General features: G+C 73.9%; 16 protein-coding genes. 5 read left to right on the top strand and 11 right to left on the bottom strand.

Annotated features, from left to right (window positions below; genetic code table 11):
- The first annotated feature begins 13 nt into the window (after positions 1–13).
- Both ACGFT1_RS06965 and ACGFT1_RS06960 read left to right on the top strand, forming a co-directional pair.
- Complete coding sequence (locus ACGFT1_RS06965; RefSeq protein WP_373907990.1) at positions 14–2,857, top strand: AAA family ATPase; 2,844 nt, start codon at positions 14–16, stop codon at positions 2,855–2,857.
- A gap of 239 nt (positions 2,858–3,096) precedes the next feature.
- Entirely contained in the window at positions 3,097–3,888 is a 792-nt protein-coding gene (locus ACGFT1_RS06960) for a trypsin-like serine protease (protein ID WP_373907989.1), read from the top strand.
- 343 nt (positions 3,889–4,231) lie between these two features.
- Here ACGFT1_RS06960 and ACGFT1_RS06955 read toward each other — a convergent pair whose 3' ends face one another.
- Positions 4,232–4,402: a hypothetical protein gene (locus ACGFT1_RS06955; protein WP_373907988.1), complete on the bottom strand. Its 171-nt coding sequence runs from the start codon at positions 4,400–4,402 to the stop codon at positions 4,232–4,234.
- A gap of 154 nt (positions 4,403–4,556) precedes the next feature.
- Between ACGFT1_RS06955 and ACGFT1_RS06950 the strand changes: the two genes are divergently transcribed.
- Positions 4,557–5,690: a magnesium and cobalt transport protein CorA gene (locus ACGFT1_RS06950; RefSeq protein WP_373907987.1), complete on the top strand. Its 1,134-nt coding sequence runs from the start codon at positions 4,557–4,559 to the stop codon at positions 5,688–5,690.
- Between the two features lie 36 nt (positions 5,691–5,726).
- Here the strand turns inward: ACGFT1_RS06950 and ACGFT1_RS06945 are convergent, their stop codons facing one another.
- The 5 genes from ACGFT1_RS06945 to ACGFT1_RS06925 form a co-directional block, all read right to left on the bottom strand.
- Positions 5,727–6,959: an extracellular solute-binding protein gene (locus ACGFT1_RS06945; RefSeq protein WP_373907986.1), complete on the bottom strand. Its 1,233-nt coding sequence runs from the start codon at positions 6,957–6,959 to the stop codon at positions 5,727–5,729.
- A gap of 83 nt (positions 6,960–7,042) precedes the next feature.
- Positions 7,043–8,119, bottom strand: a complete 1,077-nt coding sequence (locus ACGFT1_RS06940; protein ID WP_373907985.1) for a hypothetical protein — start codon at positions 8,117–8,119, stop codon at positions 7,043–7,045.
- Positions 8,116–10,101, bottom strand: a complete 1,986-nt coding sequence (locus tag ACGFT1_RS06935) for a VWA domain-containing protein (protein WP_373907984.1) — start codon at positions 10,099–10,101, stop codon at positions 8,116–8,118. The genes ACGFT1_RS06940 and ACGFT1_RS06935 overlap by 4 nt, the downstream gene beginning before the upstream one ends.
- A 29-nt stretch (positions 10,102–10,130) precedes the next feature.
- Entirely contained in the window at positions 10,131–12,380 is a 2,250-nt protein-coding gene (locus ACGFT1_RS06930) for a tetratricopeptide repeat protein (protein WP_373907983.1), read from the bottom strand.
- On the bottom strand, positions 12,377–14,068 hold the full coding sequence (locus ACGFT1_RS06925) for a trypsin-like peptidase domain-containing protein (RefSeq protein ID WP_373907982.1): 1,692 nt from the start codon (positions 14,066–14,068) through the stop codon (positions 12,377–12,379). The genes ACGFT1_RS06930 and ACGFT1_RS06925 overlap by 4 nt, the downstream gene beginning before the upstream one ends.
- A 214-nt stretch (positions 14,069–14,282) precedes the next feature.
- Here ACGFT1_RS06925 and ACGFT1_RS06920 point away from each other — a divergent pair, with 214 nt between their 5' ends.
- Both ACGFT1_RS06920 and ACGFT1_RS06915 read left to right on the top strand, forming a co-directional pair.
- Positions 14,283–15,056: a polysaccharide deacetylase family protein gene (locus tag ACGFT1_RS06920; protein ID WP_373908232.1), complete on the top strand. Its 774-nt coding sequence runs from the start codon at positions 14,283–14,285 to the stop codon at positions 15,054–15,056.
- Between the two features lie 109 nt (positions 15,057–15,165).
- The gene (locus tag ACGFT1_RS06915; RefSeq protein ID WP_373907981.1) at positions 15,166–15,606 is read left to right on the top strand and encodes an SRPBCC family protein; all 441 of its coding nucleotides are present in this window, start codon (positions 15,166–15,168) and stop codon (positions 15,604–15,606) included.
- A gap of 196 nt (positions 15,607–15,802) precedes the next feature.
- On the opposite strand, the gene ACGFT1_RS06910 is transcribed toward ACGFT1_RS06915, so the two are convergent.
- From ACGFT1_RS06910 to ACGFT1_RS06890, 5 genes are all read right to left on the bottom strand, one after another.
- Entirely contained in the window at positions 15,803–16,954 is a 1,152-nt protein-coding gene (locus tag ACGFT1_RS06910) for an XdhC family protein (RefSeq protein WP_373907980.1), read from the bottom strand.
- A gap of 49 nt (positions 16,955–17,003) precedes the next feature.
- Entirely contained in the window at positions 17,004–18,461 is a 1,458-nt protein-coding gene (locus tag ACGFT1_RS06905) for an NCS2 family permease (RefSeq protein ID WP_373907979.1), read from the bottom strand.
- 157 nt (positions 18,462–18,618) lie between these two features.
- Positions 18,619–21,000 carry a xanthine dehydrogenase family protein molybdopterin-binding subunit gene (locus tag ACGFT1_RS06900; RefSeq protein ID WP_373907978.1) on the bottom strand — a complete coding sequence of 794 codons (2,382 nt, stop codon included), beginning with the start codon at positions 20,998–21,000 and terminating at the stop codon, positions 18,619–18,621.
- Positions 21,001–21,002: 2 nt separating this feature from the next.
- On the bottom strand, positions 21,003–21,593 hold the full coding sequence (locus ACGFT1_RS06895; RefSeq protein ID WP_373907977.1) for a (2Fe-2S)-binding protein: 591 nt from the start codon (positions 21,591–21,593) through the stop codon (positions 21,003–21,005).
- Complete coding sequence (locus ACGFT1_RS06890; protein ID WP_373907976.1) at positions 21,593–22,486, bottom strand: xanthine dehydrogenase family protein subunit M; 894 nt, start codon at positions 22,484–22,486, stop codon at positions 21,593–21,595. Before ACGFT1_RS06890 ends, ACGFT1_RS06895 begins: the two co-directional genes overlap by 1 nt.
- Between the last annotated feature and the right edge of the window lie 312 nt (positions 22,487–22,798).

The raw sequence follows: 22,798 nt of genomic DNA, 5'->3' as shown, positions 1-22,798 counted from the left end.
CACGAGGGGAGCGGTGACCGTGCGACGGGACTTCCAGGAGCCTGCCAGGTGCCGCCCCGACCTGGTCATCGGCCGCGAGGAGCTGTTCACCGGCGCCCGCGGGCAACTCGCCTCCGGGGGCAGTGTGCTGCTCCACGGCCCCGCCGGAATAGGGAAATCCACCGTCCTGCGGGCATTGGCCGAGGAATACGGCGCCACCGCCCGCAGGGTCTTGCGCTGCTCGGCCACGGAGTCCGAATCCCACCTTCCGTTCCTGGCCCTCGCCGACCTCCTCGGCCTGGTCCTCGACGACATCGCCCCGCGCCTGCCGGTCGCCCAGCGCACCGCCCTGGAGTCGGCGCTCACCGGCCGCGGCGAGTCCAGCCTCCAGCGCGACGGCCTCGCCCTGCGCCTGGCCGTGCTCTCCGCGCTGCGCGCCCTCGCCGCCGACGGCCCGGTCCTCATCGTCGCCGACGACCTCCAGTGGCTGGACCCGGCCAGCGCCGAACTGCTCGGCTTCGCCGCCCGGCGCCTGGAGGGCACCCCGGTGCAACTGCTCTGCGCGGTACGCACCGAAGGGCAGAGCAACCAGGAGTACGACCGCCACCTGCACTCGTGCCCGCCGGACACCCTCGCCGTCCGGCTCGGCCCGCTCTCCCGCGTCCAGGTCGCCCAGCTGCTCGGCCACCGCGGCCACGGCGGCCTGTCCCGGTCCACGCTCCGCGAGATCCACCGCACCAGCGGCGGCAACCCCCTGTTCGCGCTGGAGCTGGGCCGCGCCCTCGCCGAGAGCCCCACCCCGCCCCGCCCCGGCGAACCGCTGCCGGTACCGACCTCGCTGCGCGCCCTGGTCCTCAGCCGCCTGGACATGCTGTCGGTGGAGGCCCGCCGCACCCTGCTGGTGGCCAGCGCCGGCGCCCGGCCCACCCAGGCGCTGCTGCACGCGGCCGGCCGGCACAACGCCGAGGCCGAGTGCGCCCAGGCCGCCGAACTCGGGCTGCTGGCCACCGAGCCCGACGCGCCGGCCGTACGGTTCGCGCACCCGCTGATATCCGCCGCGCTGTACGCGGAGACCCCCGCCCAGGAGCGGCGGGCCGCGCACGCGGCGCTGTCCACCGCGGCCTGCGACCCCATCGAACGGGCCCGGCACCTGGCCCTCGCCACCACCGGCACCGACCCGCGGGTCGCCGCCCGGCTCGCCGAGGCCGCGGCCCTCGCCCGGGACCGCGGCGCACCCTCGGTCGCCGCCCAGCTCGGACTGCTCGCCGCCCGGCACACTCCCGCCGAGGGGACACCGCGGCAGGAGGAGCGCCGACTCCACGCCGCCGAGGACGCGATCACCGCCGGCGAGGTCGACCTGGCCCGGGACATCGCCCGCGAGGTGCTGTCCCGGGCGACCGTGCCCGCCGACCGGGTGCGGGCCTGGATGATCGTCATCGACAGCGCCGGCCACACCATGGCCGAGGTCGACGCCGTCTTCCCGCAGGCCCTCTCCGACGCCGGCGAGGACCCCCGGCTGCTCGCCCTCGTCCACTACCAGCTGGCCTGGCGGGCGCTGATAGTGGAGGGCGACTTCACCGAGGCCCGGGAGGCCGCCGCGCACGCCGCCGGGCTGGCCTCGTCCGGCGGCGACCGGCGCACCGAACTGCTCTCCCTCGCCTTCCAGGCGCAGACCGAGACCCTGATGGGCCATCCGGAGGCGCCCCGCACGATCAAACGGGCCCTGCGGGAACCCCAGGACCCGCGGGTCGCCTGGCACCACAACGGCGCGGGCAGCGCCCGGTTCCGCTGGCTCGTCATGGGCGACCAGCTGGCCGAGGCACGGGCCACGGTCACCGCGCTGCTGCGCGAGGTCCGCCGGCGCGGCTCGGTCGAGAGCGAGGTGCACTTCCTGCGCGGCCTCGCCGAGACCGAACTGCGGGCCGGGCACTGCGGGCGCGCGCTGGAACTGGCCCGCGAGAGCCTGCGGCTCGCCCGGGACTCGGGCATCGGCGAGACCGCCTCCGCGATGCTGACCTCGCTCGCGGAGGCCTCCGGCGGCGACGTGGACCGGGCGCTGGCGCTCGCCCGGGAGGCGGTGGAGCACGCCGAGGAGGACGGCGACCAGATGTATCTGTCACGGGCGCTGGGCGCCCTCGGGTACGCCCAGCTGGTGGCCGGGGACCCGGCGGGCACCGTCCGTTCGCTGCGCCGGGTGCGCGGGCTGGAGCTGGCACTCGGCATCACCGACCCGGCCCGGGGCCGCTGGCAGGGCGACCTCGCCGAGGCGCTCGTCCGCACGGGTGAGCCCGGCGAGGCGCAGGACGTCATCGACGTCAGCCGCGAGCACGCGCTGCGGCTCGGCCGGGAGAGCGTCCTCGCCGTCCTCGACCGGTCCGAGGCCCTGGTGCGTGCCGCGCGGGGCGACCTGGAGGCCGCGCTCGCCCAGCTGACGTCCGCTCAGGACCGGCTCGGCAAGCTGGGCTACGGCCTGGAGGAGGCGCGGGCCGCGTTCGCGCTGGCCCGGCTGCGGGGCAGGCGCCCGGCCGAGGGGGCACCCCGGACCGGTGCGGCCAGCGTCTTCGACGAGGCCGCCCGGATGTTCCGGCGCTGCCGGGCGCTGCCCTGGTTGCGCCAGGTGGACGAAGCACTCACCACCCCCGAGCAGGACGTGGCGCCGGCCGTGCCGGAGGCGCTGCACGCCCTGGACGGGCTGGCCGCGATGGAGCGTCAGGTGGCCGCGCTGGTCATGGAGGGAGCCACCAACCGGGAGATCGCCGCCCGCCTGTTCATCAGCGTGAAGACGGTGGAGGCGACCCTGACCCGGGTCTACCGGAAGCTGGGGATCCGGTCGCGCGTCGACATCGTCCGATTGGCGGCAGGTCACCGCGCGAACTGAGCAGCGTCCTTGTTAACTGAGCCGGACCGAGGGTTTTCCCTCACCCAACCGCCTAGGGGGTTCCCTCATTGGGAGCCGAGGGATCCGGGTCCTAGCGTAAAGGGCGTACCGCTCGCCCGGGCACATGGGGGTCGGTCCCTTCCCCGAGCTCCCGACCGGGCTCGAGCAGGGAACCCCGCCCCATGCACTCTCCACGCCCGCGCGACCCCCCACCGGTGCGACCCCCACTGAGGAGACTCATGTTCGGGACCCTACGTGTGAGAAAGACCGCCGCGACCCTGGTGGCCAGCGCCGCCGCCACCGCGACCGCGCTGCTCGCGGCGCCCACGGCGGGCGCCGCCCCCCAGCCCGTCGTCGGCGGTACGACGACCACGACGACCGCGTACCCGTTCATGATGCAGATCACGGACGCGTCCCAGAACCAGTTCTGCGGCGGCACCCTGGTGGCGCCCAGGAAGGTCGTGACGGCCGCCCACTGCATGGTCGGCGAGACCACCGCCGGCGTCCGCGTCGTCGGCGGCCGGACCTACCTCAACGGCACCAACGGCACGGTCGGCAAGGTCAGCAAGATCTGGATCAACCCGGACTACTCGGACGCCACCAACGGCGACGACGTGGCCGTGCTGACCCTGTCCACGTCGATGCCGTACACCCCGGCGTCGTACGTCTCCTCCACCCAGACGGGCGTGTACGCGGCCGGCACCACGGCCCGGATCCTCGGCTGGGGCACCACCTCGGAGAACGGCGGCTCCTCCAACCAGCTGCGGACCGCGACCGTCCCGGTCGTGGCCGACTCCAGCTGCCGTTCCTCCTACGGTTCGGACTTCGTCCAGTCCGACATGGTCTGCGCCGGATACACCTCCGGCGGCGTCGACACCTGCCAGGGCGACAGCGGCGGTCCCCTGCTCATCGGGGGCGTCCTGGCAGGGATCACTTCCTGGGGCGAGGGGTGCGCGGAGGCGGGCTACCCGGGTGTCTACACCCGGCTGGCCACCTTCTCGGACCTGGTGACCGCACAGGTCGACTCGTGACCCGGAAGACTTCCCGAGCACTCCTCGGGTAACCGCCGGGGGGCGTTGCGGGCCACCACGAGCGGCCCGCAACGCCCCCCATCCAACCCCCCTCTCCCCGGCACCGGCCCCCGCGAGCGCATGGTCCGAACGACAGGCCCCTGTCCGGCACCGCCCCGACCGCGGCGAACCGGATGTCGTACGACCGGCCCGGGTGCGGCATGCGCAGCAGCCGCTCCCCCTCCTCGACCACCTCCTCGCGTGCGGCCTCCGGCAAGGGGGCCGACGGCTCGATGACCAGGGCGCCGGCCGGGCCGCCCCAGGCCGGTCACGAAACCGTCGGCCGGCAGGGCCCGGTGCGCCGTCACGGCGGCGAGGCGGTCGGCACCCTGCCGCAGGCCGCACGCGCGTCCAGGGCGAACCGCCCGGAGCGGTGCGGCAGGAGCTGCCGGGCGAGGGTGGCACGGTCCAGGGCGCGGGCGCCGAGGACCGGAACGGCCGCCGCGCCGTTCGACCTCACACCGTTCGTCGTCATGACCGCCTGGTGACACCGATCGCGGACCCCTTCGGTCCGCGGTTTCCGCCCGGGCCGCACCGTGGCTTCCGCCGGTCGCGGCGGGCCGCGGATATCCTGCTGGTAGCCGCGCAGGGTGAGCACGCCCGGCGCGGGCACCACCGGGAGGCGGCCGATGCCCGAGCGACCCAACGGCAGGAACGGCGGCCGCAGGTCCGGCTGGCGCCGCGCCCTCACCCCGCCCCAGCCCCCCACCGCCGGGCCGCCCGCACCGTCCCCCGCCGAGCCGGCGGACGTCGTACGGGCCGTGCTCTACCGCGACGGCGTCCGCGTCTCCTCACCCACCACCCTGGCCGAGACCTACCACGAGCTGCGCGCGCAGCCGAGGGGCATGGCCTGGATCGGTCTCGCCCGGCCCACCGGCAGCGAACTCCATTCCCTGGCAGCCGAGTTCGACCTCCACCCGCTGGCCATCGAGGATGCCATGGAGGCCCACCAGCGGCCCAAGCTGGAACGGTACGGCGACACGCTGTTCGTCGTGCTGCGCGCCGCCCGCTACCTCGACGCGCCCGAGGAGGTCGACTTCGGCGAGCTGCACGTCTTCGTCGGCCCCGACTTCGTGATCACGGTCCGGCACGGCGACGCCCCCGACCTGTCGGCGGTCCGCCGCCGCATGGAGGACGCACCCGAGCTGCTGGCACTCGGCCCGGAGGCGGTGCTGTACGCGATCCTGGACGCGGTGGTCGACGGCTACGCGCCCGTCGTGGCCGGCGTCCAGAACGACATCGACGAGATCGAGACCGAGGTGTTCCGCGGCGACCCCGAGGTCTCCCGCCGCATCTACGAACTCTCCCGTGAAATGGTCGAGTTCCAGCGCGCCACCCGCCCCCTCGTCGGCATGCTGCACGGCCTGATGGCCGGGTTCGCGAAATACGAGACCGACGAGGAACTCCAGCGCTACCTCAGGGACGTGGCCGACCACGTCACGCACACCAGCGAACGCGTCGACGGCTTCCGCCAGGCCCTCACCGAGATCCTCACCGTCAACGCGACCCTGGTCACCCAGCAGCAGAACGCGGAGATGCGGGCCCTGGCGGAGGCGGGCTTCGAACAGAACGAGGAGGTCAAGAAGATCTCGTCATGGGCGGCGATCCTGTTCGCGCCGACCCTCGTCGGCACGATCTACGGCATGAACTTCGACCACATGCCGGAACTGCACTGGCTGTTCGGCTATCCCTTCGCGATCGGCCTGATGGCGCTGGTGTGCACCGCCCTGTACCTGGTGTTCAAGCGGCGGGACTGGCTGTAGGGGATCGCGGCGGCCGACGGGGACGCGCCGGCCGGTTCACGGCACGCGGTCGCACACCGAGGGGACCCAGGTCAGGCCCGGGGTGCCGCTGAGGGTGTCCAGGGAGCGCAGCAGGGCCTCCAGGTGGCCGGGGTGGGCGAGGAACTCGATGGCCGCCTCGGCGAACGCGTCGCGCACCGAGGGCGGCATCGCGTCGGAGGCGTCGAAGCAGTGCACCGCGTGGCCGTCGACGAGGATGCGCGCGAGGGAGCGGTGCCAGGCGGAGCCGGCGCTGGCGGGGGCGGGCTGTGCCTCGGCGTTGACGGAGAAGCCGGACTCCGCGACGCTCCAGGCGCGCTGGGCTTCGGCGGAGGCGAGGTAGCGGATCAGCCGTTTCGCCTCCGGGGTGGCGTGCAGCAGGGCGACCAGGTCTCCGGACACCTCCCACGCGTCGTTGCCGGTGGCCCCGGGGATGTGGCGGGCGGAGGGCTCGTACCGGCCGTCGGCGCGCTGCCAGCGGGTCTTCTTGCGGATGAACGACGCCTGGTGTTCGAGGGTGCAGCCCCGCGGGACCGTGGTGATCGGCTGGGACGCCTCGCCGTACGGGGTCATCAGGGCGCGCCGGACGAGGTCCCGCTCGCCGCCGGCACCGATCAGCTCGCGCCAGGTCGTCCACGCCCGCCGGACCGGCTCGGACCGCCAGGACAGGGCGCCGCGCGCCCACTGCGTGTAGACGCGCGGGCCGGACTGCTGGAGCAGGATGTCCTCGATCCAGTCCGTGCCGGGCCAGCCGCTGGTGGCGCCGGAGCCCATGCCGACACACCACTGGGCCGGCCGCTTCGCCGCCTCGGCGCGCTGCCGTGCGCCGACACCGGCCGGATACCAGACGATGCTCTTCAGGTCTGCCTTGAGCGGGAACCAGTACACGTGCCCGTCCGCGAGCGGCGCGGCCCAGGACGCTCCGAAGGCGCCGCGCGGGACGAGGTCCTCCAGGGCGACGAGGTTCTTCTGCCGGGCGTACTCGGCGAGTTCGCCGGGGCCGGTGAGCACCACCACGTCGGGCGGTGTCCCGGCCTCCACGTCGGCGCCCAGCACCTGGCTCTCGGCGGAGCTGCCCTGGTACTCGACCCGGATGTGGTACTCGCGCTCGAACGACTCGATCACCACCTTGCGGAACCTGCCTTCGTCGTCGCCGGTCCAGTTGGCCAGCAGGGTGACGGTGGGTTCCCGCCCGAAGGTGCGTACGCCCACCACGACGGCCGCCACCAGGACGGCCAGACAGGTCGCCACCAGCGTGACGACGCGGACGAGGCGGCGGGAGGGGCGGGGGCGGCGCCCGGGGGCGGCCGGCGCCGGACCGCTGCGCCGCGCCCTCACCGGGGCCTGAACCGGTAGTCGTCGATGTGCCGTCGCAGTCCCGTCTCGGCCAGTGCCATGAGCAGCACGCCTCCTATCAGGATCCACACCGCGGCCGCCGCGCGGAAGCCGGTGTGCGCGAGGTACGAGGCGGTGTCCCGCCCCGCGTCGGTGATCTCCGGTCCGTCCAGCCCGCGCCCGAGCAGGGCGCGGGTGTCCGCCATGCCCTGCTGGGTCCACACCGTGAACAGCACGGTGACGGCCACCCCGCCGAGCAGCAGGACACAGGCCGCGATGAGGTGCCGGTTGTAGCGGCGCCGGAAGCGGCGGCGGAGGAAGAGCTGGGTCTCCACGAGCGCGGCGGCCAGAGCCAGGGCCAGCAGCAGCGTCACGCTCCAGGCGAGCCACAGCAGCGGGCCGAACGAGGTCTGCCGGTGCACGGCCGCGCGCTGCTGGCGCTGGAGGACCGCCAGCCGGCCCTGTATGCCCGAGCGCTCGTCGCTCAGGATGCTGGTGGCGTAGCGGCGGTAGGCCTCACGCAGCACGTCCCCGTCCGGCTGGAGCTGGGACTGCTGCACCTTCACGGCGTACACGGTGATCAGCCCGGCGACCGTCAGCAGGGCCTGCCGACCCGCCGGGCCGCCGACGTCGTCACCGGCGGCCGCCGCGAGGCTGTGTGCCGCGACCGAGATCTGCTTCTGGAAGTCGCTGGTCGGTGCCGCCGCCCCGGCGTCCCGCTGGGCCTGGCCGAGGGCGTACTGCGCGGTGTCGAGGGACAGCACGGCCGGGGCGCTGGCGGTGCGCAGCGGGTCGGCGTCACCGTGCACGCCCTGGTACGACAGGAACAGGGACAGGGTGAGCAGGACCGACAGGCCCAGCAGCAGGCGGCGGCGTACCGCGAGGTCGTACGCGGTCGTACTGCCGCCCTCCGGCGGGCGGCCACCGGCACGGAGGAGCCGGGTGAGCCGGTTGCGGTCCGCCCGGGCGGATGCGCGGCCGCCGGCCGCCCGCGCGCGCCTGCGCGGCGGCCACGGCGCCCCGGACCGGCCGGTGCCCCTGCCGCCACCGGCCCTCGTCGCCTCGCCGCCCTTCACTCCGACGCCTCCCTCAGCCGCCGCCCGCAGGCACCCCCGCAGTACACGGACTCAGCCGGCCCGAGCCACCGGCACCCCGGACACTCCACAAGCCCGTCGGCACGCACGAGGACGGCGGGGACGAGGGGGGCACGGGGGGCAGCATCCTGGGCGCCGGGGTCCCCGGGTCCGCCGGGTCCGCCGGGTAAGGCGGAAGGGACGACACCGGCTCCCGCCGGTCCGGGGGCGTCGGCCTCGGGGTGCGGTGGGTCGTCGGCCTCGGGAGGCAGGAAGCCGTCGGGCGTGTGCGACGCGGGGGCGCCGTACCCGGGGCGTACGGGCACACCGGGCCCGGGCGACACGCGGGCGTCCGCCACGGGTGGTGCGGGCACGCCGGCTCCGCGGTTCGCGGGCGCGCCGGCCGTCGGATGCGCGCAGGCAGCCGACCCCGGCACCGGCCGCACGTTCCCACCGGCGTCCGGCCGTCCCTCCCCACCCCTCCCCGCCCGCCCGTCCTCGGCCCCCCTCGGTGACCCGGGAGCCGCGTCCCGCGCCGCCGGAGCCACGCCGGCAGGGACCTCGGAGCCGTCGCCCGAGGTCCCGGACGCGTCACCGGCGCCGGCCCGGTTCACGCCGCTCCCGGCCGTCCGGGCCGGCGGGGTGGTCAGGGCGCTGGAGAGGATGAGGTGTTGCCAGTCGACGTCCTTGAGGCCCGGGCGGACGCGGCCGGTGCCCGGTGTCGCCTCGATGCGCCGGAGCGCGGCACGGAGTTGGGCGTCGCCCAGTTCGCCGGCCAGGGCGAGCGCCTGGGTGAGGGCACGGTCGGCCGTGGCATGGCCGTCCGGGCCGCGCAGCCAGGCACGGTAGGCCCGGGCGACGGCGGCGCCGACTTGCTGGTACCGCTCGTGCCGGCGCACGCCGGGGTACTGCCGGGAGGCGTCGCGCGGGTTGTCGGTCCAGCGCACCAGGACGGGCTGCGGTGGGGGCAGCCGTACCGGCCGGCCGAGGCCGGGCAGGACGAGCTCCACGGCGGCGAGCTGGAGGTCCTCGTCGGTCTCACGGCCGGTCGGGTCGGCGGTCAGCACGACCTGGAAGTGCCGTACCTCGTCGCCCCAGGCGCGGGTGACGTACTCCACGGCGCGCCCACCGGACCCGGCCGGGACGGCCGGCAGGTCCTGCTCGGCGGGCACCACCTGCTTGACCTGGCGGATCACCGTGCCGGGGGTGGGGGTGAGCCGGATGCGCAGTTCGGGCACCGCCGTGCCGAGCAAGCCGGCCATCAACTCCTCGTAGGCTGATGTCAGTTCGGTTTCGGCGCGGACGGCGTGGGCGCGGCCGTGCAGTCGCCGGGTGATGCGCAGCAGCAGTTCGGCGTCCCAGTCGTCGCCGATGCCCCAGGCGTCGCAGACGAACCTGCCCTCGCAGGCGTCGAGCGCGGTGTCCAGGGCCATGGCGGCCCGGTGGTCGTGTTCGTTGCGCCCGTCGGTGAGCAGCAGGACGTGTTTGACGGGCGCGGGGTGGTCCTTGAGCAGCCGCCGGGCGAGGTCGAGCCAGGTGCCCAGGGCGGTGCCGCCGTCGGCGTCCAGGATGCGTACGGCGCGTTCGGCGGCCTCGCGTTCGGCGGGCCCGGCGACGGCAAGCACGGGCCGGTCGGGCCCGGGGTGGACGAGGGTGGCGTCGAACCGCCCGGAGAGTACGGCGAAGGCGGTCCCGTCGGGCAGCATCCGGACCGCCGCCGCGGTGGCGTCCTTCGCGGCGTGCAGTTTGGCGGCGGGGTGGAGCATCGAGCGGGAGGTGTCGACGATCAGCACCTCGGCGAGCGCGGGCCCGGTGCCCGGCGCGGGCGCGCCGGTGTGCTGCGGGCCGGGCCGGCTCCTGACCCCGATCTCCAGGATGGCGTGCATCTCCTGTTCGGGGTGGCGTCCGGACGCGTCCGGTACGGCGGGCAGTTCCTTGTGCTGGCCGACCGCGAGCGTCACCTCGGTCTCCTCGGCCACGGTCATCGCTGCCTCTTCCCGGGGGTGTGAGTGGGTCAGAAGGTGGTCATCGGCCGGACGGCGTGGGCCAGGTCGAGCAGCCTGCCGTGTTCGCCGGCGGTGCGGGCCTGCGCGGCGAGCTGCCGGAAGGACTGTTCCAGCAGGATGCGCAGGCTGTCCTCGTCGCCGGGGCCCAGCAGGTCGCCGGCGGGGAAGTCGGGGCCCCAGCCGGGTGCCGGGCGGCTGTGCAGGGTGTTCTCCCGGACCTCGGCTACCAGCCGGGCCCGGGACTCGCCGGCCGCGGCCCCGCCGTCGAGGCGGAGCCGGGGCAGCCGCTGGGCGGCGTCCCGCAGGCCGGCCGGGGTGGGCGGGGTGCCGTGCAGGATGCCGGCGCGGACGCGTACGGCCGCGATGCGGGCGGCGTCGTGGTGGCGGGAGGTGGCGGGGACCTCGTCGAGGACGTGGACGGCGGCGTCCCGGTCGCCACCGGCGAGGTGGCCGCGGGCCAGGCCGAAGGCGGCGGGCGTGTGCGCGGAGTCCCGTTTCCAGACGGCCTCGTAGAACCGCATGGCACGGGCCGGCCGCCCGCCGCCGATGCGCTCGGCGCAGTAGCCGAGGGCGAGCTTGGGTACGTACTCGCCGGGCAGGGCGCGGTAGACGGCGTCGAAGCGGGCGCCGGCCAGGGCCACTTCGTCCCTGCTGAGATGGAGGACGCCCCGGTGCCAGGCGATGCGCCAGTCGTGGGCGGCGGCGCGTTCGCCGAGCTGCGTCTCGGCCTCGGCGAGCCAGCCCTCCGCCGCCTGCTGTTCGCCTTTCCTGAGGTAGGCGCGGCACAGCCACAGCGCGGTCTCGGGGGTGCCGAGGCGGGATTCGCGGGGCCACTGCCGGGCGACGCGGTCGGGGGCGTCGGGCGGGAAGGTGTCCAGCAGCAGGGCGGCGCCGTCGTCGGGGTCGGGAACAGGTTCGGGCAGGGCACCGGCGACCTCGGCGGCGGGGGGCGGGGAGACGTCCAGGCCGGCGGGGCGCTCGCCGGGGCGGGCGGTCCAGTGACCGAGGGCGGGGATGGCGCCGAGTCCGGCGTCGAGGCTGGCGCCGGTGGCGCGGAACCGGGTGGAGCTTTCCGGCAGTTGCTCGCCGAACTGCAGGGAGCGGTATTCGCGCAGGACCTCCCAGAGCTGGCGGGACATCTCGGCCGCCGAGCGGAACCGGGCGCGGGGTTCGGCGTGGGTGGCGCGGTCGACGAGTCGGCGGAAGGAGTCGGGGGCGAGGCCGCGGGCGGGTTCGATGTCGCGGGCCAGGGCCTGGAGGGTCATGCCGACGGTGTAGAGGTCGCTGTCGACGTGCCAGCCTCGGCGGTCGATCTCCTCCTGGGGCGGGGCGAAGCCCGCGGTGTGGACATAGGCGGACGTGCGGTCGCCGATGGCGCGGACGGCGCCGAGGTCGACGACCTTGACCGCCCGGCCGAAGTGGATGACGTTGGCGGGCTTCATGTCGCAGTGGAGCAGACCGCGTTCGTGCATGTACTGGAGGGCGCCGAGGATCTTGCAGCCGTAGGTGAGGACGTGGTCGAGGCGGGGGCGGCCGTGGAAGATCCGTTCGGCGTCGTCTGCGTCGAAGAGCTGCTGGAGGGAGCGGCCGCCGATGTAGTCCATGACCAGGTAGCCGGTGGGCGGGTGGCCGGGGGTCCGGTGCTGGGTGTAGGTGATGAGGCGGACGATGTCGGGGTGGTGGAGGTCGGTGAGGGAGCGGCGTTCCTCGACGGCGGCGTGACGGGCGAGATCGTCGCGCACGTTGATCTGGCCCTTGAGGACGACGCGGTGTCCGTCGGCGTCGGTGTCCTCGGCGAGGTATATCCAGCCGAGGCCGCCGTGGGCGAGGCAGCCGAGGACCTTGTAGTGGCCGGCGACGACGTCGCCCGGGGCGAGCTGGGGCAGGAAGGAGTACGGCGTGCCGCAGCGGGGGCAGCGGCCGGTGTCGCGGGCGGGCTGGCCGCCGTAGCCCACGCCGATCGTCATCGTGCAGCCGTCGGCGCCGCAGCGGCGGCCTCCGGTGGGCGGCCGGGGGTCCTTGACGAGGACGTCGCCGGGGACGGGGACCTCCGGCAGGACGACGAGTCCGTGCTGGTCGAGTCCGCCGATGCCGGCCACGGCGTGGACGGCCGCCGGGCCGACCGTGTCCTCGGTGGTGGTGACCGGTGGCGGCTGCGGCGGTGCCGTGCGCGGCTCGGCGTGCCGGTGGCCGCAGGTGCCGCAGTAGCCGGTGACCATGATGCGGCCCGCGCAGCCGGGCCGGAGGCACGAGGTCACGACGCGCCCTCCTCTTCGGGTGCGGGGGCGGAGCAGAAGCCGACGAACGCGTCGACGGCGGTCTCGGCCCGTTCGATGTCGCAGGGCGTGTGCCGCAGCAGCGACAGGGCGTGTTCGTAGAGCCGGTAGGCCTCCACGACCCGGTCGCCGTGGGCGGTGGCCCGCTGCCGGCACAGCGGCCATTCGGCGCCGATCCGGCCGAGGAGTTCCTCGCGGCGGCGCAGCCGGGCGTCGAGCATGCCGACGGCCTGTTCCAGGCGCCGCCTGCGGCGGCCGACGGCGTCCTCGAAGCTGAACAGCAGCTCGGCGCGCCCGGGTTCGCGTTCGTGTTCCGGGGTGTGTGCGACCCAGGCGCGCAGCATGCGGGTGCGCCGTACGCCGGCTTCGGCCCGGTCGAGCAGGTCCCGGGTGCCGGGGGCGGGCAGCACGCGGTCCTGGCGTACGTCGAGCGCGGGCCCGAGTTCGTCGGTGATCCGGCGGAGTTCGTTGTTCAGGCGTGTCCAGCGCTCGCGCAGCGGACGGTGGACGAGCAGGTCGGTGGCGTGTGCGGCGCGCTCGCCGGGGCGGCGGAACACCAGCAGCAGCCGGGCCCCCTGCCGGGCGAGCCGGTCCAGCAGGCCGAGCACGGCGTCAGGTTCGGCGGCCTCGTCGACGGCGACGAGGACGGCGGCGAGCGGGAGGCGCAGGGTGCCGAGCCGTTCGGGCCGGGGGTCGTCGCGGATGCCGAGGCGTTCGGCGATGCGGTCCATGACCTCGGCGGCGGTGAGTCCCGCGACGTCCAGGGCGAGATCCTGGGCGCCGGCGGGGGGCACGGTCTCGGGTGGGTCGTGGCTGACGGCGCTGGTGTTGCGGTGGGTGCGCAGTTCCCGGTCGGCGAGGGTGACGGCCCGTTGCAGGGTCCAGGCGCGGTCGCCGGCGGCGGGGACGACGGTGACGAGCACCGGCCAGCCCGCGCCGCGGAACCAGGCGGTGAGCTCGGTGGCGAACGGGAGGTCGAGCCGGCCGGTGGGGCCGCCGGTGTCGCTGCGCAGCCGCGGGTCGACGGCCTCGGCGCCGTCGGTCCAGGCGGCGACCTGCGGGAGGTGGCTGAGGATGGTCTCGGTGGGGCTCATGTAGCTGAAGGCGTAGCCCGGTCCCTCGTCCACGCTGAGGACGATGCCGATGACCTGGTCGGTGGCGTGGTCGACGACTCCGCCGCCGCTGAAGCCGGGGGCGGCCAGTTCGCCGGGGGTGAGCGGGCGCAACTGCACCTGGCTGTCCCGGCCGCGGGCGGCGACCAGGGTGGCGCCGTGCCAGCGTCCGCCGTCGTCGCCGTCGGGGAAGCCGTACATGCTGACGGGTCCGTGCGGCGCGGCGAGCCGGTAGAGCCGGGTGGTGTGCTCGGTGGGCAGCGGTGCGGCCAGGCGCAGCAGGGCGAGGTCGCCGCTGCGGTCGCCGAAGGCGTCCCGGCGCTGGGGCACGTGTTCGTCGGCGCGGACCGTGGCGGCGACGGCGGCGAGGCCGGGTACGCCGACGAGGCGGACGGTGTAGCGGGGGCCGGGATCGACGACGTGGCCGGCGGTGAGGACCCGGTCGGGGGCGAGGAGCACGCCCGCGCCGAGGACCCGGCCGTCCGGTGCCTCGATGCGCGCGATCCAGGACGGTGTCCGTAAGCGCGATGTGACGACTCGCTCCCCCGTGCGCGTCATGCCTTCGAGGTTACTCCCCGTACCCGGCCGGTACCACTGGTGTGCACGGGGTCGTCGCACCGGCGGGGGAACGGGACGCCCGGGGGTGGGGCGGGCGACGGCCGGGTCGGCGTTCTCACCGGCCTGAGATTCGAACACTTGCGCTATACACGCAGTGTATAGTCCGCCCATGCCTCTTTCGACCGACACGATCTCCACGCCGGACCACGCGACCATGAAGACGCGCGTGGCGGGCCGGAGGTTGTCTCTCTCCGCCCTCGCGTCCGCCGCGGCCTGTCTGGCGCTCACGCTGTCCGGCTGCGCCCAGGTCGACACGACCGCGCCCAGCACCGCCCGCGCCGCGGCGGCGCACGGGGCACCGGCCCGGCTCGGCACCGTCGACTGCCGCGAGGCCAAGTGCATCGCGCTCACCTTCGACGCGGGGCCCAGCGAGAACTCCGCCCGCCTGCTGGACATCCTCAAGGAGAAGAAGGTCCCGGCCACCTTCTTCCTGCTCGGCAAGCGGCACATCGAGAAGTACCCGGAGCTGGTCCGGCGGATGGCGGACGAGGGCCACGAGGTGGCAAGCCACACCTGGGACCACAAGATCCTGACCCGGATATCCGACGCGCAGATACGCGAGGAGCTGAAGCGGCCGAACGACGCCATCGAGCGGCTCACCGGGCACAAGCCGACGCTGATGCGCCCGCCCCAGGGCCGCACCGACGCGAACGTGCACGCCATCAGCAAGGAACTGGGCCTGGCGGAGGTGCTGTGGAGCGTGACCGCCAAGGACTACACGACCACCGACTCGGCGCTCATCACCAAGCGGGTCCTCGACCAGGCCTCCCGGGACGGGATCATCCTCCTGCACGACATCTACCAGGGGACCGTGCCGGCCGTACCCGGCATCATCGACGCGCTGAAGGCGCGCGGCTACGTCTTCGTGACGGTCCCCCAGCTGCTGGCGCCCGGCAAGGCCGAGCCGGGCAAGGTCTACCGCCCCTGACCCCGCGGGCCGGGCCAGGCGTACGGCCGCACCGGGCGACCATTGCTCCGGACAGGTGACCCGGGGGCGAAAGCGCAGGTGGACGGCGCCGGTTGCCTACGATCGTGCCGTGCCCTTCTTCTCTTTCGAACGCACCGTGCCGCTCCCGCTCGAGGAGACGTGGCGCCGGCTCACGGAATGGCCCCGCCACGCCGACGCGGTCCCGCTGACCCGGATCAGGGTGCTCACGCCCGCGCCGACCCGGGAGGGCACGCGCTTCGTGGCCCGCTCGGGCGTCGGCCCGTTCACTTTCGACGACGTGATGGAGGTGACGGTCTGGCACCCGCCCGCCGACGACGAGGGCGGCCTGTGCCGATTGGAGAAACGCGGCCGGGTGGTCCTCGGCTGGGCCGAGATCGAGGTACGACCGGGGCCCGGGGGCCGCAGCCGGGTGGTGTGGCGGGAGGAACTGTGGGTGCGCTTCCTGCCCCGCGGCTTCGACGGCGTCCTCGGGCAGGTGTCCCGCCGGATGTTCGGCCGAGCGGTGAACCGACTGCTCCGGCAGGCATGAGGCGGCAGGCGTGAGGCGACAGGTGTGAGGCGACAGGTGTGAGGCGCGTGAGCCACGCGGGTGCGAGGCGTGAGCCGGGTACAGGGACGGCGCGCGGCCGTCGCGGCGGCTCTCGGGCGCCGGGCCCGACCCGGCCGAACCGCCACCCGGTGGCTCCCGGGCACTGGAACCGGCGCGGACGGCCCGGCGCGGTGGCTCAGGCGACGGACCCGATGCGTCCGGCCCGCCGCGCTTCCCCGTCATGGTGGATCGGGGTGTGCGCACCCGTCAGTGAGGCCCCGCTGCCGCCCCGCCGGTCGGCGACGATCTCCGCCGCGATGGACAGGGCCGTCTCCTCGGGTGTCCGCGCACCGAGGTCGAGGCCGATCGGGGAGTGCAGCCGGCCCAGCTCCCGCTCGGTGACGCCGACCTCGCGGAGCCGCTCGTTGCGGTCCAGGTGGGTGCGGCGGGAGCCCATCGCGCCGACGTAGGCGACCGGCAGCCGCAGCGCCAGCCGCAGCAGGGGCACGTCGAACTTGGCGTCGTGGGTGAGGACGCACAGCACGGTGCGGCCGTCGACCTCGGTGCGCGCGAGGTAGCGGTGGGGCCACTCCACGACGATGTCGTCGGCGTCCGGGAAGCGGGATGCGGTGGCGAACACCGGGCGGGCGTCGCACACCGTGACGTGGTAGCCCAGGAACTTGCCCACGCGGACCAGCGCCGACGCGAAGTCGATCGCGCCGAAGACGATCATCCGGGGGGCGGGCACCGAGGACTCCACCAGGACCGTGAGCGGGGAGCCGCAGCGTGAGCCCTGCTCACCGATCTCCACGGTGCCGGTGCGGCCCGCGTCCAGGTGGGCGCGGGCCTCGGCGGCGACCGTGCGGTCCAGTTCGGGGTGGGCGCCGAACCCTCCGTCGTACGACCCGTCGGGCCGGACCAGGAGGGCCCGGCCCCGCAGCTCGGCCGGGCCCTCGGCGATCCGCGCGACCGCCGCCGCCTCCCCGCGCGCGGCGGCGGCCAGCGCGGCGGCGGCCACCGGCCGGGCGGGAGAGTCCGCCCGGACCGGCGTGACGAGGACGTCGATGACGCCGCCGCAGGTCAGGCCGACGGCGAAGGCGTCCTCGTCGCTGTATCCGAAGCGTTCCAGGACGGTCTGGCCGTCCCGGAGCGCCTGTTGGCACAGCTCGTACACCGCGCCCTCCACGCACCCCCCGGAGACCGATCCGACGGCCGTGCCGTCGGCGTCCACCGCGAGGGCGGCGCCGGGCCGGCGCGGGGCGCTGCCTCCCACGGCCACGACGGTGGCGACGGCGAAGTCACGGCCCTGCTCGACCCACCGGTTCAGCTCATCGGCGATGTCCAGCATGTCTCGGTCTCCTCAAGGGGGTTCGCGGATGGGTGCGGGCGGCGGGCGACTAGCGGACGCCCAGCCAGCCCTCCAGGGGGTGAAGGGCGAAGTAGACCAGGAAGACGACGGTCAAACCCCACATGAAGGCGCCGATCTCCCGGGCCTTGCCCTGGGCGGTCTTGATGGCCGTGTACGAGATGACGCCCGCGGCCACGCCGGTGGTGATGGTGTAGGTGAACGGCATCAGGACCACGGTCAGGAAGACCGGGATGGCGGTGGCGCGGTCGGCCCAGTCCACGTGCCGGGCGTTCATCAGCATCATGGCGCCGATGACGACGAGGGCGGCGGAGGCGACCTCCTGCGGCACGATCGCGGTGACCGGGGTGAAGAACAGGCAGGCCGCGAAGAACAGGCCGGTGACGACGGAGGCGAGACCGGTGCGGGCACCCTCGCCGACGCCGGTCGCGGACTCGATGAACACCGTTTGGCCGGAGCCGCCCGCGACACCGCCGATCGCGCCGCCGGCGCCGTCGATGAACAGCGCCTTGGACAGGCCGGGCATGCGGCCCTTGTCGTCGGCCAGACCGGCTTCGGTGCCGACGCCGATGATGGTGGCCATCGCGTCGAAGAAGCCGGCGAGCACCAGGGTGAAGACGATCATGCCGATCGTCATCGCGCCGACCTTGCCCCAGCCGCCGAACTCGACGTTCCCGAAGAGCGAGAAGTCGGGCATCGAGACCGCGCTGCCGGGCAGTTCGGGGGCGCCGTTGGCCCACTGGCCGGGGGCGATGACGCCGAGGCCGTTGAGGACCGCGGCGACGACCGTGCCGGTGACCAGCCCGATGAGGATGGCGCCGGGGACGTTCCTGGCCTGGAGCATGAAGATCAGCAGCAGGGTGCCGGCGAAGAGCAGGACCGGCCAGCCGGCGAGTTCGCCGGCGGGGCCGAGGGCGAGCGGGGTGGCCTTGCCCTGGTGCACGAAGCCGGACTTGTAGAAGCCGATGAGGGCGATGAACAGGCCGATGCCCATGGTGATGCCGTGCTTGAGCGCGAGGGGGATCGCGTTCATGATCATCTCACGCAGGCCGGTGACGACCAGCAGCATGATGACGACGCCGTACATCACGCACATGCCCATGGCCTGCGGCCAGGTCATCTGGGGAGCGACCTGCGAGGACAGCACGCCGGAGACGGAGAGGCCGGCGGCGAGGGCGAGCGGCACCTTGCCGGCCCAGCCCATCAGGAGCGTGGTGAAGGCCGCCGCGAACGCGGTCGCGGTGATCAGCGCCTTCTGGCCGAGCGTGTCCCCGGCCGCGTCCTTGCCGGACAGGATCAGGGGGTTGAGCAGGAGGATGTACGCCATCGCCATGAAGGTGGTGATGCCGCCGCGGACCTCTCGCGAGACCGTGGACCCCCTTGTGGATATGTGGAAGTAACGGTCGAGCCAGGACCGCCCTGCCGGGACGCGGCTGCCATCGCCCGCGTCGTCGGCTGCGGTTCTCGGCTCCACTGACTGCTGGGTCATGGGCCAACTCCCAAGGTTCACAGGGGCACCCGTGCGGACGCCAGTCGGGACACGGGATTTGGGATTGGACGGCCCGGGGGACGGCCCGAGACGAACAGTGGGGGCCCGGGGGAACAGGAAGTCCCCCCAGGGGATCACCGGTTGGGACCCCGGAGGGTCACGTTCCCGTCAGGTGCTCGGGCCGTACCGGAGTGCGGTTCAGCTCCAGCCCGGTCGCGTTCCGGATCGCCGCCAGGACGGCCGGTGTGGACGACAGGGTCGGGGCTTCGCCGATGCCGCGCAGCCCGTAGGGGGCGTGGTCGTCGGCGAGTTCGAGCACGTCGACCGGGATGGTCGGCGTGTCGAGGATCGTGGGGATGAGGTAGTCCGTGAAGGAGGGGTTTTTGACCTTCGCCGTCCTGGGGTCGACGATGATCTCCTCCATCACCGCGACGCCCAGGCCCTGGGTGGTGCCGCCCTGGATCTGGCCGATGACGGAGAGCGGGTTGAGCGCCTTGCCGACGTCCTGGGCGCAGGCCAGTTCGATCACCTTGACCAGGCCCAGCTCGGTGTCGACCTCCACGACCGCGCGGTGCGCGGCGAAGGAGTACTGGACGTGCCCGTTGCCCTGCCCGGTGCGCAGGTCGAAGGCCTCGGTCGGCCGGTGCCGCCACTCCGCCTCGACCTCCACGGCCTCGCCCTCCAGGACGTCGGCCAGGTCGCCGAGGACCTCGCCGCCGTCGGTGACGACCTTGCCGCCCTCCAGGAGGAGTTCGGCCGTGGCCCAGGCCGGGTGGTAGGAGCCGAACTTGCGGCGTCCGATCTCCAGGACCTTCTCGCGGACGAGCTCGCAGGCGTTCTTCACGGCGCCGCCGGTGACGTACGTCTGCCGGGAGGCCGAGGTGGAACCCGCGGAGCCGACCTGGGTGTCGGCCGGGTGGATCGTCACCTGGGCGACGCCGAGTTCGGTGCGGGCGATCTGCGCGTGGACGGTGACTCCGCCCTGGCCGACCTCCGCCATCGCGGTGTGCACGGTGGCGACGGGCTCGCCGCCGGCGACCTCCATGCGCACCTTGGCGGTGGAGTAGTCGTCGAAGCCCTCGGAGAAACCGACGTTCTTGATGCCGACCGCGTAGCCGACGCCGCGGACGACGCCCTCGCCGTGCGTGGTGTTGGACAGGCCGCCGGGCAGCTGCCGTACGTCGGCGCCCTCGCTGGACTCCCACTGGCGCTCCGGCGGCAGCGGCATCGCCTTGACGCGCCGCAGCAGTTCGGCGACGGGGGCGGGCGAGTCGACGGGCTGGCCCGTCGGCATGAGCGTGCCCTGCTCCATCGCGTTCAGCTGCCGGAACTCCACCGGGTCCATGCCCAGTTCCTTCGCCAGCTTGTCCATCTGCGCCTCGTACGCGAAGCACGCCTGGACCGCGCCGAAGCCGCGCATGGCGCCGCAGGGCGGGTTGTTGGTGTAAAGGGCGACGGCCTCGATGTCGACGTCCTCGACGACGTACGGCCCGACGCTCAGCGAGGAGGCGTTGCCGACGACCGCGGGGGAGGCGGAGGCGTAGGCGCCGCCGTCCAGCACGATCCGGCACTTCAGGTGCGTGAGCTTGCCGTCCCTGGTGGCGCCGTGCTCGTAGTACAGCTTGGCCGGGTGGCGGTGGACGTGCCCGAAGAAGGACTCGAACCGGTTGTAGACGATCTTCACCGGCTTGCCGGTGCGCAGCGCGAGCAGGCAGGCGTGGATCTGCATGGACAGATCCTCCCGGCCGCCGAACGCGCCGCCGACGCCGGCCAGCGTCATCCGCACCTTGTCCTCGGGCAGGCCCAGGACGGGGGCGATCTGGCGCAGGTCGGAGTGGAGCCACTGGGTGGCGATGTAGAGGTGGACGCCGCCGTCCTCCTCGGGGACGGCGAGGCCGGACTCGGGGCCGAGGAAGGCCTGGTCCTGCATGCCGAACGTGTACTCGCCCCGGACGATGACGTCGGCCCTCGCGGCGGCCGCGGCCGCGTCGCCGCGGACGATCGGCTGGCGGTGGACGATGTTCGGGTGCGGGACGTGGCCGATGTGGTGGTCGTCGCGGTTCTCGTGGACGAGGATCGCGTCCGGCGCGGTGGCGGAGGCCTCGTCGGTGATGACGGGCAGCTCCTTGTAGTCCACCTTGATCTTGGCGGCGGCGCGGCGGGCCGTCTCCGGGTGGTCGGCGGCGACGATCGCGACCGGCTCGCCGTGGTGGCGTACCTTGCCGTGCGCGAGGACCGGGGTGTCCTGGATCTCCAGGCCGTAGTTCCGCACCTCGGTGGGCAGGTCGTCGTACGTCAGGACGGCGTACACGCCGGGCAGCGCGAGTGCCTCGGAGGTGTCGATCGACACGATCTCGGCGTGTGCGACGGTGGAGCGCAGGATCTGCCCCCACAGCATGTCCTCGTGCCACATGTCGGACGAGTACGCGAACTCGCCGGTGACCTTGAGGGTGCCGTCCGGGCGGAGCGTGGATTCGCCGATGCCGCCCCGGGTCGGGGTGCCCTGCGTGATCTTCGTGGGTGCGCCGTTGGCCGGCATGCTCAGACCCCCTCGGACTGGCGGGCGGCCGCGAGGCGGACCGCGTCCATGATCTTCTCGTAGCCCGTGCAGCGGCACAGGTTGCCCGACAGCGCCTCACGGATGTCGGCGTCGGACGGGTTCGGGTTGCGCTCCAGCAGTTCGTCGGAGGCGACGAGCAGACCGGGGGTGCAGAAGCCGCACTGGACGGCGCCGGCGTCGATGAACGCCTGCTGGACCGGGGACAGCCCGCTGCCCTCGCCGGTGCGCGGGCCGGTGCCCTCGGCCTGCCACTGCCGGGCCTCGTCGAGCGAGGTCGTCGGCGTGCCGCAGGCGCCGGTGGCGCAGCCGCCCTCGGTGCGCTGCCTGGCGTAGTCCGCCAGGCCCTCGACGGTCACGACCTCGCGGCCCTCGGCCTGGCCGGCCGCGACCAGGCAGGAGCAGACCGGCACGCCGTCCAGCCGGACGGTGCACGACCCGCACTCGCCCTGCTCACAGGCGTTCTTCGACCCCGGCAGGCCGAGGCGTTCCCGCAGCACGTACAGCAGGGACTCGCCCTCCCAGACGTCGTCGGCCTCCTGCGGGCGTCCGTTGACGGTGAAGTTGACGCGCATTACGCAGCTCCCTCGGATGCGCGGCGGGCGCCGCGGTAGGACTCCCAGGTCCAGGTGAGCGTCCGGCGGGCCATGACGCCGACCGCGTGCCGGCGGTAGCTCGCCGTGCCCCGGACGTCGTCGATCGGATTGCAGGCGCCGGAGCACAGCTCGGCGAACCGCTTGGCGACCGACGGAGTGATGATCTTCCCGTTGTCCCAGAAGCCGCCCTCCTCCAGGGCCGCGTTCAGGAACTCCTCGGCGGCCTTGGCCCGCACGGGGGTGGGGGCGGCGGAACCGATGCCGGTGCGCACCGTCCGGGTCCGGGGGTGCAGGGCGACACCGAAGGCGCACACGGCGATGACCATGGCGTTGCGGGTACCCACCTTCGAGTACTGCTGCGGTCCGTCCGCCTTCGCCACGTGAACGGCGCGGATCAGCTCGTCGGGCCGGAGCGCGTTGCGCTTGACGCCCGTGTAGAACGCGTCGATCGGGATGAGCCGGGTGCCGCGGGCCGCCGACTCCACCTCGACCTCGGCGCCGGCCGCGAGGAGGGCGGGGTGGGCGTCGCCGGCGGGCGAGGCCGTGCCGAGGTTGCCGCCGACACCGCCGCGGTTGCGGATCTGCGGGGAGGCCACCGTGTGCGAGGCGAGCGCCAGGCCCGGCAGCTCGGCACGGAGGTCATCCATGATCCTGGTGTACGGGACGGAGGCGCCCAGCCGTACGGTGTCCTCCCCCACCTCCCACTCGAAGAGGTCGCCGACACGGTTGAGGTCGAGGAGGTACTCGGGCCGGCGGTGGTCGAAGTTGATCTCGACCATCACATCGGTGCCACCCGCAATCGGCACAGCGGTGGGGTGCTCGGCCTTCGCGGCGAGCGCCTCCTCCCAGCTGGCGGGGCGAAGGAAGTCCATGACCGGCTCTCTTCTTCGTCTCGTGAGTCGTACGTGAGTCGTACAGATTGAGCCAATCCGTGTGCGGCGGTCCCGGCTCGTTCAGGTGCTGTTCACGCGGAGTGGACTCAGTACACCGCTCCGTACTCCGGCGGGGTCAGTCACCGAAACCATGAAGGAGTTGGCTGGCCAGGCCAGGCATCTTGTAGATTCGTATGAACAGAGGTCGTCGGTAACCTCTCCGTTTTCCTGGGGAAACGCAGGAAACAGCGGTGAGACCACGGCGTACGCGCCGTGTGCGCCCGCACCGGGCGCGCCCCGCGCCCCCCCTCA

This window comes from Streptomyces sp. Y20, from assembly GCF_043195475.1.
In the GTDB taxonomy this organism is placed as follows: Bacteria; Actinomycetota; Actinomycetes; order Streptomycetales; family Streptomycetaceae; genus Streptomyces.
The sequence above is the reverse complement of the archived record's forward strand: the minus strand, read 5'-3'. Positions and strand labels throughout refer to the sequence as shown.